Origin of the sequence: Myxococcus stipitatus DSM 14675, assembly GCF_000331735.1 — a bacterium.
In the GTDB taxonomy this organism is placed as follows: domain Bacteria; phylum Myxococcota; class Myxococcia; order Myxococcales; family Myxococcaceae; genus Myxococcus; species Myxococcus stipitatus.
Map to the genome: position 1 here is coordinate 4572642 of NC_020126.1, position 13016 is coordinate 4585657.

Below are 13016 nucleotides of genomic sequence, written 5' to 3' on the forward strand. Positions count from 1 at the left end.
CCTACCCCTGTTTCCTGGCGCGCTGTTGCTGCCGCTTCATGCTCTCGAGCTGGCGCTTCGCCCGGTCCTGAGCAGACTCGACCGGGGTGACATTCGATGCGGGACCCTGCCGCAGGTAGCGCGCGAGGGCGCTGACCGTCGGGTGCTCCAGCAGCTTGAGCAAGGGCAGCTCCGAGCCCAGCACCGCCTTGAGCCGCGCATGCACCTGCACCATGAGCAGCGAGTGCCCACCCAGGTCGAAGAAGTTGTCGTCCACGCCGACCTGCTCGACGTTGAGCACCTGCTTCCACACGTCGGAGATCTGCAGCTCGAGCTGGCTCTGCGGCGCCACGTAGGCCGCGCGCGAGGCGCGGGCCGCGGTGGGGGCGGGGAGGGCCTTGCGGTCCACCTTGCCATTGGGCGTGAGCGGCAGCGCCGGCAGCGTCACCAGCAGCGAGGGGACCATGTGCTCCGGCAGCCGCAGCGCCACCGCGTCTCGCAGCGCCGTCGCGTCCACCGTCTGCCCGTCGCGCGCCACCACGTAGGCCACCAGCCGCACGTCGCCCGGCGAGTCCTCGCGGGCCACCACCACCGCCTCGCGCACCTCCGGCCTCGCGCTCAGCACCGCTTCGATTTCACCGGCCTCGATGCGGAAGCCCCGCACCTTGAGCTGGTGGTCCACGCGGCCCAGGAACTCCACCGTGCCGTCGTCGCGCCAGCGCGCCCGGTCTCCCGTGCGGTACACGCGCGCGCCCGGCTCTCGCGAGAACGGGTCCGGCACGAAGCGCTCCGCGGTCAGCTCCGGCCGCGAGAGGTAGCCCCGCACCACGCCCGCTCCACCGATGAAGAGCTCGCCCGGGACTCCCACCGGCACCGGCCGCAGCTTCGCGTCGAGCAGGTAGAACTGCGTGCGGGAGAACGGCGAGCCGATGGACGCCACCGGGCTGCTCTCGTCACGCACGTCGTGCGTCGAGGACCAGATGGTCGTCTCCGTGGGGCCGTACATGTTGAGCAGCCGGGCCCCTTCGCCCAGGGCCTGACGCAGCGTCGTCCCCAGCGACGACGGGAGCGCCTCGCCGCCGACCATGAGGCGGCGCAGGCCGGACAGCGCCTCCACGGACTCGGGCTCCGCCATGAGCGCGCGCGCCAGCGACGGCGTGCACTGCAGATGCGTCACGGCGTGCTCGCGCAGGTTGAGCGGGATGGAGCGCGCGGTGCTCGCGCGGCGGCCATCGCGGTCCGCCTGGCACTTCACCTCGTGCAGGCGGGGCAGGCTGGCCAGCACCGTCTCCGCGGGGATGCCGAAGTCGATGAGGCAGCCGACCTCGTCCACGCCCAGCGCGCGGAGTTGCTCCATCCGCTCGCGCACGGAGCGCGGCGTGCCGAACAGGCCGCTCGTCTCGAAGTAGCGCTCGAAGGCCTGCGCGGCGAGGCGGTCCAGGTCTGCCTCCGTCGCGGTGTCCAGGTCCACGCCCAGCGTCCGCCCCAGGCCGCGCATCAGGTCGGCGGAGCTGCGCAGGTAGTCGCGGAAGGGCTTCTCCACCACCGCGCGCACCTGCGCGGCGTCCTCGCCGATGAACGTGTGGAGCATCAGCGTGACGTGTCCGTCACCCGCGTGACCGGCCGCGCGCCAGGCGTCGCGATAGAGCGCGAGCTTCTTCTCCAGGTCTTCCCACGTCTGGCCGAGCAGGTGCGTGAGGACATGGCAGCCCATGCGCCCCGCGGTGATGAACGTGTCGGGATTGCCCGCCGCCGTGAGCCACACCGGCAGGTCCTTCTGGAGGGGACGGGGCCGCAGCGTGACGTCCACCTGCGCGCCCGCGCCGCCCTGCATCCGCAGCGTCTCTCCGCGCCAGAGCCGGCGCACCGTCTCCAGCCCCTCCATCATCAGCTCGCGGCGCTTCTCGTAGCGCTCGGGTGCGAAGACGAAGTCATTCGCGTGCCAGCCGGAGGCCACGGAGATGCCCACGCGGCCCTTCGACAGGTTGTCCACCAACGCCCATTCCTCGGCGACGCGCACCGGGTGGTGCAGCGGCAACACGACGCTGCCCGCGCGGATGGCCACGCGCTCCGTCACGGCGGCGATGGCCGCGCTCGCGACGGCGGGGCTGGGGTACAGCCCACCGAAGGCGTGGAAGTGACGCTCCGGCGTCCACACCGCCGCGAAGCCATGGCGGTCGGCGAACTTCGCACCCTCCATCAGCAGGCGGTAGTGGTCCCCCGTCGACTTCTCCGCGTCGTCCGCGAAGTAGAAGAGGCTGAGCTCCATCGGCTTGCGCCGCGCCGCCGCGACGCGGGACGGAGCCTTGAGCAGCGCGCCTTCTCCCTGCACCACGACCTTGAAGCCGCGCGTGAGCGTCCACAGCAGCTCCAGCACGGAGATGTCGAAGGAGATGCTGGTGACGGCCAGCCATGAGCCCACGGGCTGATGGCCCAGGCGCGCATCCATCGCGGTGAAGAAGTTGGCCACGCCCCCGTGCGGCACCATGACGCCCTTGGGACGTCCCGTGGAGCCGGAGGTGTAGATGACGTACGCGAGGCTCGCCGTGCTCGTGCCCGACGCGGGCGGCACGTCCCGCGCCTCGCGAGCATCCACGGAGGCATCGTCCAGCAGCACGACGCGCGCGCGCCCGGGAGGAATGGAGCCCTGCAGATGCGTCTCGGTGAGCAGCACCGCGGCGCCCGAGTCCTCCAGCATGAAGGCGAGCCGCTCGCGGGGATAGTCCGGGTCCAGGGGCACGTACGCGCCGCCCGCCTTGAGCACGCCCAGCATGGCGACCATCATGGCCGCCGAGCGCTCCAGGCACAGGCCCACGCGCACCTCGGGGCCGACCCCCGCGTCCCTCAGCCGCCAGGCCAGCGCGTTCGCGCGACCCTCCAGCTCCGCGTACGTGAGCGTCGCGTCGTCACCCGCCACCGCCACCGCGTCGGGCGTGCGAGCCGCCTGCGCGCGGAACTGCGCATGGATGCACAGCGCCGCGTCGTCGGCCTGCGCGGGGGTGAGGTCGTTCCAGTCCACCAGCAACCGGCGCGTCTCCTCCGCGCCCAGCAGCGGCAGGTCGTCCACCTTCAGCTCCACGGCGTCCACCGCCGCGCGCAGCACCGTCTCCAGGTGGGTGGCGAGCCGCGCCACCGTCGCGGGAGCGAAGAGGTCCGTGCGGTACTCGAGTGCCCCGGACAGTCCGTCCGCCGTCTCGACGAGGGAGAGCTGGAGGTCGAACTTCGACGTGCCCTCCACCGCGCCGTCCGGCACGGGGAGCACCGGGCGCCACTCCATGCCCGGCACCGTCAGGTCCGTGGGCGGGAGCGCCTCGAGCAGCAGGGCCGTCTGGAAGAGCGGGTTGTCCGCGCCGCCACGGGGCACCCGCGCGGAGGCCACCACGTCCTCGAACGGGAGGTCCGCGTGGGCCAGGGCCTCGTGGAACGTCCGCCGCGTGCGGGTGAGCAGCTCACGGAAGCTCGGCTGGCCCGCGAGGTCCGCGCGCAGCGCGAGCGTGTGCGCGAAGAAGCCCAGCACGTCGCGCAGCTCCGGCCGCTCGCGGTTCGCCACCACCGTGCCCACGGCGAAGTCTTCCTGGCCGCTGTAGCGGTGGAGCAGCGCCGTCCACGCCGCCGTCAGCGTGATGAAGAGCGTGCAGCCCTCGCGGCGGCCCAAGGCGCGCAGCGACTCCACCAGCGAGCGGTCCAGCGTCAGGCGGTGCAGCGCGCCCTGGACTCGCGGCTCACGCGGCCGCGTGAAGTCCGTGGGCAGCTCCAGTCGAGGCAACCCCGCGAGCTGCTTCGCCCAGTACGCACGCTGCCCATCGAGCAGCGGGCCCAGGCCCTGCTGCCAGCGCGAGTAGTCCGCGTAGTGGAGGCGGGGAGGGGGGAGGTTCGCGGTGCCGCCAGCGACCTGCGCGCGGTACAGCGCGGCGAGCTCGCGGCCCAGCACGCCCACGGACCAGCCGTCGGTCACGATGTGGTGCTGCGTCATCAGCAGCCGGTGGTCGTTCTCGCCCAGCCGCACCAGCGACGCGCGCACGGTGGGGCCCTCCATCAGGCGGAAGGGCTCGCGCGCCTGCTCCAGCGCCAGCCGCCGCAGCGCCGCGTCCCGCGCTTCGGGCTTCTCCGAGCGCAGGTCCACCTGCGGCAAGGGCAGCGACGTGGGCGCGCGGACGACGAGGCGCGGCTGGCCCTCCACCTCGGGGAAGGACGCGCACAGCAGCGGGTGGCGCGTGAGCAGCGCATCCAGGCCGCGGCGCAGGGCCTCCACATCCAGCGGCCCGCCGAGGTGGAGCTGGAAGTGGACGTTGTACAGCGCGCTGTCCGGCACCAGCCGGTCCAGGAACCACAGCCGCAGCTGGCCCGACGACAGGGGCAGCTCACCGTCGCGGGGGCCCGCCGTCAGCGGGGGCGCCGCGAGCGAGAAGTCCGGCCGCACGCCCTGCCACGCCTCCAGGAGCTTGTCGGCCGCGGCCTCCAGCGTCTGGCTCATCCAGAGGAAGGCGGCGGGGAGCGCCACGCCCAGCTCCGACTCGAGCATGCCGTGGAGCTCCAGCACCATCAGCGAGTCCAGGCCCAGGCTCGCCAGCGACGAGTCTCCCTGGAGCTTGCGGACATCCACGCGCAGCGTCCGCGCCACGGCGTGCTTGAGGAACTCCTCCACGTGCGTGCGGCGCTCCGTCTCGGACGCCGTGACGAGCAGCTCCTTCAGCGGGAGCGTCGGAGCCACGGGCGCCGCGACGGGCTCGGTCTCCGCCACCGACAGCTCGACGACCTCCAGCTCGCCGGCTAGGTACGCGGCCTTGGTGGCCCGGCGCTGGATCTTCCCGCTCGACGTCTTGGGGATGCTGCGCGCCTGGAGCAGCACGATGCCATGCGCGTGTACGGTGTGCTGCTCCGCGAGCCGCTGCCGCACGGCCGCCACCACCGCGGACGCGTCGAACCCGTCGCGCACGTCCACTTCCAGGGCGATGACGAGCCGCTCCTCGCCCTCCACGTCCACGCTGAAGGCCGCGCTGCAGCCCGCGCGCACCGCGCGGTGCGCCCGCTCCGCGTCCATCTCCAGATCCTGCGGATACAGGTTGCGGCCCCGGATGATGAGCAGGTCCTTCAAGCGGCCGGTGACGAAGAGCTCGCCCGAGGCCGAGAGGAACGCCAGGTCGCCCGTGCGCAGGAAGGGCCCCTCGCCCGAGGACAGCTTCGCGTCGAACGCGTGAGCCGTCTCTTCCGGACGCGCCCAGTAGCCCTGCGCCACGCTGGGGCCGGAGACCCAGATCTCTCCCACGGAGTTCGCCGGGAGCACCTCGCGCGACTCGGGGTGGACGATGAGCACGCGCTGATCCGGCGCGCTGATGCCCGCGCCCACCAGCGTGCGAGTCCCAGGCGCGTCCGCGTCCGCTTCCTGGGCCCGGCCCTGCTCCATCGCGTCCGACACGAACTGGCCATGGACGTAGGGCTGGCCCTTCGTTCCACCCGTGACGATGAGCGTCGTCTCCGCCAGGCCGTAGCACGGGTAGAAGGCCGTGCGCCGGAAGCCGCAGGGGGCGAAGGTCTCCGCGAAGCGCTCCAGCGTCTCGCGCCGCACCGGCTCCGCGCCGTTGAAGGCCAGGTCCCAGCTGTGCAGCTTCAGCTTCGCGCGGTCCTCCTCGGTCGCCTTCCTCACGCACAAGTCGTACGCGAAGTTGGGACCTCCGCTGCACGTGGCCTGGTAGTGGGAGATGGCCTCCAGCCAGCGCAGCGGACGCTGCAGGAAGGAGATGGGCGACATCAGCGTGCAGGGGAAGCCCAGGTAGAGCGGCTGGAGCACCTTCCCGATGAGGCCCATGTCATGGAACATGGGCAGCCAGCCCATGCCCGACGAGCGCGACGCATCCAGCCCGAAGCCTCGGGTGATGAACGCCTCGTTGTGGAGGATGTTGGCGTGGCTCACCATCACGCCCTTGGGGTTGCCCGTGGAGCCGGAGGTGTACTGGAGGAACGCCAGCGTGTTCCCCTCCAGCTCCGGACGGCGCCAGTCCGCCGCCAGGTCCTCCGGCACCGAGTCGCTCGCCAGCCACTCGAGCTCCGCGAGCTCCGGCGCCTGCGGCTTGAACAGCTCCGACATGTCCACGATGAACTGCGTGGTGAGCACGTAGCGCGCGCCGCAGTCCTGCGCGATGGCGCGAAGGCGGGGCAGGGTGCGCTCCAGCCGCGTCGGGTCCGGCGGATAGCACGGCACCGCGATGACGCCGCCGTACAGGCACCCCATGAAGCCCGCGACGAACTCCATCCCGGGCGGATACAGCAACAGCGCACGCTCACCCGTCGCACCCGAAGCCCGCAGCCGCGCGCCCAACGCCCGCGCCCGCGCGTCCAGCTTCGCGTAGCTCCACTCTTCCACCGGGCCGTCCACGTCGCCCGACTCCAGGAAGCGGTAGAGCAACGCGTCTCCGCGCACCTGCGCGCGATAGCTCAGCAGGTCGACGAGGTTGTGGAAGTCTCCCACGGACTTTTCGTTGCGCTGATTCATACGTACTCCCCGGCGGACGGCTCGAGATGATGGTGCCGTGTGCTCAGGGAGTTGTTTTCTCCCCAAGCGACTTCACGAAAGAAATGCCTGTGAAGTCCTCGTTCCCCTGGCAGCGCGAGACTCCGGCAAACCACCTCATCGAGAGGTTGGCCGAGCATCTCTCCCTCGTCTGACGCGAGTGGCCCGCTGCCGCACGAAGTCACGTCGCTGTATTCCAGAGCCGCGAACAAAGAAAATAAGGTCGAAGTTGCGGCATGCCCTATAGCTTCATCTCTTGTTTTATCGTGATTGTCCAGTGAGCCCAAAATTGGAGCAAGCCCGTGGTTTTCACGCCTCCGGGGCTTCACTGAAATGAAGTGAAACGCTCGCGAGACCCCATGGATTCGACTCAAGTTCCGTCGCACCCGCCCAGCCCTTGGGGGCTACCGCTCTGGGGCCACCTGTTGCGCCATGATCGCGACCCCCTGGGGTTCGCCGTCGAGAGCTTCCGCAAGCATGGCGATGTGGTCCGTCTCAAACTCGGGGGTGAAACGACCTATCTGGTGAGTCATCCGGATCACGTCCGGTATTTCCTCACGGAGAACGCCAACAACTACTCGAAGCCCCCGCTGGTGAATGACCCCTTCCTGGGTAACGGGCTGTTCGTGAGCGAGGGCACCTACTGGCGCCGGCAGCGGCGGCTCGTCCAGCCCTCGTTCCACCGGGAGCGGCTCAACGGCCTGCTGTCGGGCATGGCGGCGCTCATCGACGGGATGTTGAAGTCGTGGGAGGAGCGCACGCGGGCCGCGCAGCCGCTCGATATCGCGGAGGAGATGGGCATCCTCTCCCTGCACATGACGACGCGCGCGCTGTACTCGGAGGTGCCCGACGCACCGACGACCGCGGCCGTCCGGCGGATGATGCACACCTTCAACGCGCGCGAGAGCTTGCTGGCGCGGGTGCTCCGGCTGGAGCGGCTGCCGCTCTACCGGCGCAAGTGGGCGGACTTCTTCGACACGCAGCGGCTGATGCGCCGCAAGGCGAAGGAGGTCGTCGAGCGGCGCCGCGAGGGCGGCCCCGAGGACGACATCATGGCGATGCTCGTCGCGGCGAGAGACCGCGACACGGGCGAGGCCATGACGGAGAAGGAGCTGCGGGACGAGTTCATGAACCTGTTCTCGGGCAACGAGGGACCCGGGGCCGCGCTCGCGTGGGGCTGGCACCTGCTGTCACTCCACCCGGAGATCGCCGACCGCCTGGCCTCCGAGAGCGCCGCGGTGCTGGGCGGCCGTGCGCCGACGCTGGAGGACCTGCCCCGGCTGCGCTACGCCACCCAGGTGTTCGAGGAGTCGCTCCGGCTCTATCCCACGGCCTGGAAGCTGGTGCGGGTGGCGGGCGCGGCGGACACGCTGGGCACGTATCCGGTGGCGCCCGGGACGGTCTTCATGGCCATCTCGTACATCATCCACCGGCATCCGGAGTTCTGGTCCTCGCCGGAGGTCTTCGACCCGGACCGCTTCGCCCCCGGGGGCCCCGCACGGCACAAGTTCGCCTACCTGCCGTTCGGTGGAGGCCAGCACATCTGCATCGCCAACAACCTGTCGCTGATGTTCGGCGCGCTGGTGCTGGCCATGGTCTCCCAGCGCTTCCGCCTCCGCGGCATTCCGGGTCGGCGGGTGGACATCCATCCGGGCATCTCACTGCTGCCCCGGGGCGGGCTCCCGATGACGCTCGAGCCCCGGCCCTGAAGCGCGCCGCTCAGCTCGCGGCGCGCACGGCCTCCTGCTCCTTGGCCGCGTAGAGCGCCTGGATGTTGGCGCCACCGAAGCCGCGAGCCTGGTGGCGCTGGATGACCTCGAAGAAGAGCGTGCGCCGGGCGTGCTGCGAGCGGGTGAAGACCTGCAGCAGCGCGCCCCACGCGTCGCGGTCCATCAGGATGTTGCGCGCCTGCAGCGGCTCGCGCTCGAAGGGGCTCAGCGTGCCCAGCCGCGCCTCCAGGCTCTCGTAGTAGCCCTGGGGCGCGTCCAGCAGGCTCACCCCGTGCTGACGGAGGGCGTCCACCGCGCGGGCGATGTCGTTCGACAGGAAGGCGATGTGCTGCACGCCCGCGCCGCCATGGGCGCCGAGAAAGTCCTCCAACTGTCCGCGCCGCGTGCCGCTGACCGGCTCCTGCAGCGGGAAGCAGACGCGGCCCCCGACGGACTGCACCACGCGCGAGCTCATCCCGCTGTACTCGGTGCGCACGTCCTCGCGGTGGGTCTGCTCGAAGCCGAGGACCGACTCGTAGAAGCCGACGGTGTCCATCAGCGTGTGCGGGCGCAGCGCGAAGGCGAAGTGGTCCACCGCGGTGAAGAGGGACGCGCCACCTGACGGGCCCGCCTCCACCGGCAGGTAGACGCCCGGCAGGACGTCGGACGAGGAGGCGTCGCGCTGGATGAACGAGTGCACCCAGTCCCCGGGCCCCGCGATGGTGGCCTTCACCACGCGCTGGCCGTGGGACTCGTACGTGACGGGCTCCGCCACGGGCCTGGCGCCCCGGCGCACCGCCTCGGTGAAGGCCGCGTGCGCGTCCGGAGTCCCCAGCGCGATGTCTCGCACGCCGTCTCCATGCGTGCGGACGAAAGCCGCGACCTCGCTGTCCGCGTCCAGGGCCGAGGTGACGACGAGCCTCGCGGCGCCCTGCTCGAGCACGAAGGAGCGCCGGCCCGGCAACCCTGTCTCCGGCCCGCCGCTGGCCACCATCCGGAAGCCCAGCGCATGGCAGAAGAAATAGGAGGAGAGGACCGCGTCACCCACGAACAGCTCGGCATGCTCCACTCTCGAGAACTCCATGCTCAAGACCTCGAATCACGGGGACATGGCCAGCCAGGAATCTCTGGGCGGGCGCGCCAGATATCTATTTCAAGCTAGATTTGAATAGCACGACTTTCTGTATAGACATCTTGTTACGGAGAGGCTGGACAGCCGTCTTGTATGGAGTCACCCAACCTGCATGGTGGGTGTGACAGCAGGCGTGGCGACCTGGTCCGACACGAGCTGCCCGGACTCCAACTTGAGGATGCGGTCCGCCAGGTGGAAGTAGCGGTCATCGTGGCTGATGACGAAGACGAGCTTCCCCTGCTGCTTCAGCGAGGGCAGCAGCTCCCGGTAGAACAGCTCACGGAAGACGGGGTCCTGGTCCGCGGCCCACTCGTCGAAGACGTAGATGGCGCGGTCCTCCAGGACGGAGGTGAGCAGGGCCAGGCGCTTGCGCTGTCCCTGGGAGAGCGCCACGGTGGAGAGCCGGCCGTTCTCCACGCGCACCTTCTTCTCGAGCTGCAGCCGTGACAGGTAGGCGCGGGCCTGGTCCTCCATGCCGGGATGCTCCAGACCGAGCATTCGTTCAAAGAGGTGGAAGTCGAAGAAGACGGCGGAGAAGAGCTGCCGGTAGGCGCGCCGCGTGGCGGCCTCGACGGGGACTCCGTCCACGCGCAGCTCCCCCTTCTCCGGCACGTACAGCCCGGTGAAGAGCTTGGCCAGCGTCGTCTTGCCGCTGCCGTTGCCGCCGACCAGGAAGACGAGCTCGCCCCGGCGCACCGTCGTGTTGATGGGGCCCAGGGTGAAGGTCGCGCCGTCATGCTCGCGGTAGTAGCTGTGGGCGATGTCCGCCAGCTCGATGCGCTCGAAGCGCGGGTTGATGACGGCGTCGCGCGACGGGGGCTGCGGGTCCTGCAGCGACAGGCCCAGCTTCTCCAGCTTCTTCATCGCGATGTGGCTGCGCGACAGGTTCGGCCACTGGTGCATCAGCCCGTCGAGCGGCTGCTGGAGGTAGAGCACCACCAGCGCGTACGCGGCCAGGGTGGGCATGTCCACGGGCTGGAAGCGGGGGACGACGAACAGGATGATGCCGATGACCACCATCACCATGAAGCCGCCCCAACCTCCGGCGATGATGAAGAGGTTGTTGGTGACGCGCGAGATGCGGGAGACCTCCTCCGCGGTGGGCTGGAGCTCCTTGTTGAAGAAGTCCTCGCTGCGCGCCTGGTGGAGCTGCAGCTCCTTGGACCCGTCGATGAGGGTCTGGAAGTGGGAGTAGAGCGCGTCGTGGCTCTCGCGGCGGCGGAAGAACTGCGAGTAGGCGTAGCGGTTGGGGAGGGCCACGCTCGCGAGCACCACCGCGACGACGCACAGGACCAACGCCAGCAGCGGGCCGGACAGCCACGCCAGGTAGACGAGGCACCCGGCCAGCGTCGCCAGGGAGATGATGACGCTCGGGATGACGGCGATGGTGGTGTTGATGACGGCGATGTCCTCCGTCAGCGCCGCCATCAGCTTGTGCTGCCCGGACTCCTCCAGCTTGCGCAGCGGGGCCTCCAGGATGCGCCGGCACAGCGACAGCCGCAGGTCCAGGAGCGCCATCTGCTGAAGGGAGTTGAGCTGCATCTGCGAGACGATGCGCAGCACGAGCACCGCCGCGGCGAGCCCGGCGAACGCGGGCCCCAGCAGCAGGGCATCCGCCACCGTGCGGGACGTCAACGCCTGATTCATCACCGCGACGAGCGCCGCGCTGGAGGCACCCGTGAGGATGCCCAGCAGTGCCGCGAAGATGATGGGCAGCTTGGACTTCTGGAAGAGCAGGGCGAGCAATGACACGACGGCTCCAGGAGACCTGGATGGCTCGGAGATACGAGCCATCGCCGCTTTCATATGTCATTGCCGCATGAAGTGATACCCGGGGGACACGTTGTTTCCAGGAGCAACCGGGCACGACGCGAGTGGCGGCCGTGTCAGGGGTGGGCGATAAGGATGAGATGCGACTGCTTGTGACGATTCTCACCACCGCGGTGCTCTTGCTGGGGAGCGCCTGGGCTGGGCTCGGGCTGGCCTTGACGGGGGCGGGGCCCGAGGGGGCCCACGGGTGGCGGGCCCTGGGGGCGGGGGTGCTCCTGGCCGGGGCGTGCTTCGTCGCGTGGCGCAGGGGCTCCCGGTGGGGGGCGGTGGCGTGGGTGGTGGCCGGCTGCGTGGGTGTCTCGCTCTGGGGGCGCACGGTGAAGCCCTCCACGGAGCGTGACTGGGCGCCGGACCTGGAGAAGGTGGCGCGCGCCGATGTCGACGGCACCCGCGTGACGTTCCATGACATGCGGGACTTCCGCTACCGGAGCACGACGGACTGGGATGCGTCCTGGTTCTCGGGCACCTACGACGCGAACGCGCTGACGGGCGCGTGGTTCATCGTCGAGCCCTTCTCGGGCTTCTTCGGCGCCGCGCACACCATGGTGAGCTTCGGCTTCGCGGACGGCCGCTACGTCGTCTTCTCCGTGGAGATCCGCCGGGAGAAGGGCGAGACGTTCTCCGCCTTGGGAGGGCTCTTCCGCCAGTTCGAGCTCGTCTACGTGGTGGGGGACGAGCGGGACCTGGTGCAGCTGCGCTCCAACCACCGCAAGGACGACGTGTACCTCTACCCCGTGAAGGCGTCGAAGGAGCGCGTCGCCGACTTCTTCATGGACATGGTGGCGCGGATGAACGCGCTGCACGCGCGGCCGGAGTTCTACGACTCGGTCTCCAACAACTGCACCACCAACCTGGTGAAGCACTTCGAGAAGGTGAGCGCGGTGGACGTGCCGTATGACCACCGCACGCTGCTGCCGGCCTTCTCCGACGCGCTCGCGTACGAGCTGGGGCTCATCGACACGGACGCTCCGCTGGAGGTGGTGCGCGCCCGGCACCGCATCAACGAGCGCGCGTGGGCGGCCTCGAACGCGCTGGACTTCTCCCAGCGCATCCGCGACCCGGAAGCGCCGCGCGCGGCCTCAGCCCCCTGACGCCTGGCCCTGGGCGGAGGCGAGCCGGGCCTCGAGGTGGCGCACGTAGTGGGCCTCCAGCGCCGTGAAGTAGCCGCGCTCCTCCCAGAGGATGGCGAGCAGCCGGTCCGACAGCGACTTGACCTCCGCGCCCTCGCCGGCCTCGGGCGTGCGGGGCCCGGCGTTGCCTCGGGCGGCGAAGACGCGCAGGGCCTCCGCCATCAGCACGCGGCTGCTCTCGAAGATGCGGCGCAGGGCCTGGTTGACGGGCCGGGCATCCACCTCCGCGCAGGCGGCGACGATGGCGACGTGGATGGTCTCCGGCTTGTCCCCGGTGAGGCTGTGCGCGTCCAGGTCTCCTCGCGCGAGCGCATGGTGCAGGAGGTAGCCGTGGTGCAGGGACACGGAGGCCACGTCCACGCAGTCCTTCACCCAGAGGACGAAGAAGACCTTGCGGAACATCTTCTTCACCGGAAGCAGCATCAGCCCCTTGAGGTAGCTGACCAGCCGGCCGCCCATCGTGCGGCCCAGGCCGGAGCCCGCCAGGGCCTCCACCGCCTTGTCGGGGGCACGCAAGCCCCGCTCCTCGAGCAGCGAGCGGACCAGCTGCTCGCGCACCTGGAAGAGCGCGTAGTCATCCAGGAAGGGCACCGGGATGAGCGGCGTCAGCCCGGCGGCGACGGCGTGGAAGGCCACCCGGCCCAGGGGAGGGGACGAGGGGGCGCTGGGCGGGGAGTGAGGGCCTGGCTCGGTCATTGACTCTCTCTATGCGAAATCCCGCGCCCCAT

6 protein-coding genes are annotated in these 13016 nt (G+C 70.3%); 2 read left to right on the forward strand and 4 right to left on the reverse strand.

Annotation, left to right across the window (positions count from 1 at the left end; genetic code table 11):
* Window position 1: 1 nt before the first annotated feature.
* The gene (locus MYSTI_RS17800) at window positions 2-6469 is read right to left on the reverse strand and encodes a MupA/Atu3671 family FMN-dependent luciferase-like monooxygenase (protein WP_015349164.1); all 6468 of its coding nucleotides are present in this window, start codon (window positions 6467-6469) and stop codon (window positions 2-4) included.
* A gap of 377 nt (window positions 6470-6846) precedes the next feature.
* Between MYSTI_RS17800 and MYSTI_RS17805 the strand changes: the two genes are divergently transcribed.
* Window positions 6847-8196 (forward strand): cytochrome P450, encoded by a 1350-nt coding sequence (locus tag MYSTI_RS17805; RefSeq protein WP_015349165.1) that lies wholly within the window; start codon window positions 6847-6849, stop codon window positions 8194-8196.
* 10 nt (window positions 8197-8206) lie between these two features.
* Here MYSTI_RS17805 and hppD read toward each other — a convergent pair whose 3' ends face one another.
* Together hppD and MYSTI_RS17815 are read right to left on the reverse strand one after the other, a co-directional pair.
* The gene (hppD, locus tag MYSTI_RS17810; protein WP_015349166.1) at window positions 8207-9280 is read right to left on the reverse strand and encodes a 4-hydroxyphenylpyruvate dioxygenase; all 1074 of its coding nucleotides are present in this window, start codon (window positions 9278-9280) and stop codon (window positions 8207-8209) included.
* A 147-nt stretch (window positions 9281-9427) separates the two neighbouring features.
* The gene (locus MYSTI_RS17815) at window positions 9428-11080 is read right to left on the reverse strand and encodes a cyclic peptide export ABC transporter (RefSeq protein ID WP_015349167.1); all 1653 of its coding nucleotides are present in this window, start codon (window positions 11078-11080) and stop codon (window positions 9428-9430) included.
* A 158-nt stretch (window positions 11081-11238) separates the two neighbouring features.
* Between MYSTI_RS17815 and MYSTI_RS17820 the strand changes: the two genes are divergently transcribed.
* Entirely contained in the window at window positions 11239-12249 is a 1011-nt protein-coding gene (locus MYSTI_RS17820; protein WP_044280857.1) for an Lnb N-terminal periplasmic domain-containing protein, read from the forward strand.
* Here MYSTI_RS17820 and MYSTI_RS17825 read toward each other — a convergent pair.
* Window positions 12238-12984 (reverse strand): hypothetical protein, encoded by a 747-nt coding sequence (locus MYSTI_RS17825; protein ID WP_015349169.1) that lies wholly within the window; start codon window positions 12982-12984, stop codon window positions 12238-12240. The genes MYSTI_RS17820 and MYSTI_RS17825 overlap by 12 nt on opposite strands.
* Window positions 12985-13016: the final 32 nt, after the last annotated feature.

Excerpts from the sequence above, each read along its gene's own strand:
- MYSTI_RS17800 (WP_015349164.1), bottom strand. The coding sequence starts at position 6,469 with ATGAATCAGCGCAACGAAAAGTCCGTGGGAGACTTCCACAACCTCGTC.
- MYSTI_RS17805 (WP_015349165.1), top strand. The coding sequence starts at position 6,847 with ATGGATTCGACTCAAGTTCCGTCGCACCCGCCCAGCCCTTGGGGGCTA.
- hppD (WP_015349166.1), bottom strand. The coding sequence starts at position 9,280 with ATGGAGTTCTCGAGAGTGGAGCATGCCGAGCTGTTCGTGGGTGACGCG.
- MYSTI_RS17820 (WP_044280857.1), top strand. The coding sequence starts at position 11,239 with ATGCGACTGCTTGTGACGATTCTCACCACCGCGGTGCTCTTGCTGGGG.
- MYSTI_RS17825 (WP_015349169.1), bottom strand. The coding sequence starts at position 12,984 with ATGACCGAGCCAGGCCCTCACTCCCCGCCCAGCGCCCCCTCGTCCCCT.